Origin of the sequence: Frankia gtarii (assembly GCF_025403375.1) — a bacterium.
Lineage (GTDB): Bacteria > Actinomycetota > Actinomycetes > Frankiales > Frankiaceae > Frankia > Frankia gtarii.
Genome location: NZ_JAMPTM010000588.1, coordinates 1 through 740 on the forward strand (window position 1 = coordinate 1; position 740 = coordinate 740).

General features: G+C 71.6%; 1 protein-coding gene. It reads left to right on the top strand.

The features are described from left to right. Positions 1-679, top strand: a 679-nt coding sequence (locus NBZ83_RS32440) for a nickel-dependent lactate racemase family protein (RefSeq protein ID WP_498041101.1), incomplete at its 5' end; no start/stop codon positions are given. Positions 680-740: the final 61 nt, after the last annotated feature.

Consider the following 740-nt stretch of genomic DNA (forward strand, 5'->3'; position numbering starts at 1 on the left):
GGCCCGGGTGCTGCGCGAGCTGGGCGCCGACTATGCGATCACCTCGCTGACGGCGGGCGATCCGGCGGCCGTCGTGGCGGCGGCGTGGCAGTCCGTCGACGCCCAGCAGCGTGTCGACGTCGACGGGCAGAGTGACGTCGTGGTCGTGGGGTTGCCCCCGTTCGGGGCGTATCAGGGTGGGGCGCCGGCGGATCCGGTGCTGGCCGCGCACGGTGCGCTTGCCGAGGTGTTCGCCCGTCATCGGGGGCGGCCCGTCGTCCGGGAGAACGGAGCGATGATCGTCTACCATCCGGTGGCGGCGCGGTTCTCCCAGCTGCATCAGCCGTCGTATGTGGACTTCTACGAGGAGGTGCTGGCCGAGTCGAGTGATCCGGCGACGGTCGAGGCGAAGTTCGAACGGCAGTACGCCACCGATCCCTGGTATGCGTCGCTGTACCGGACGTCGCTGGCGCATCACGGGGTGCATCCGTTCCACCGCTGGTATGAGACGGCGCCGGCGCGGGCGCATCTGGCCGAGGTGGTCTTCGTCGGGGGCGATCGGGCGGTGTGTGCGCGGCTGGGCTATCGGGCGGCGTCGACGCTGGCGGATGCGTTGGAGATCGTGTCGGGGTCGGTGGGGCGTGATCCGTCGATCACGTACCTGCACAGCCCGCCGCAGCTGATCACCGAGGTGCGGTGAGACGGTGGCGCGGTGTGCCGGGGGCGGAGTGCGCCGGTGGCGGGGTCGCGCCGGGACGGGT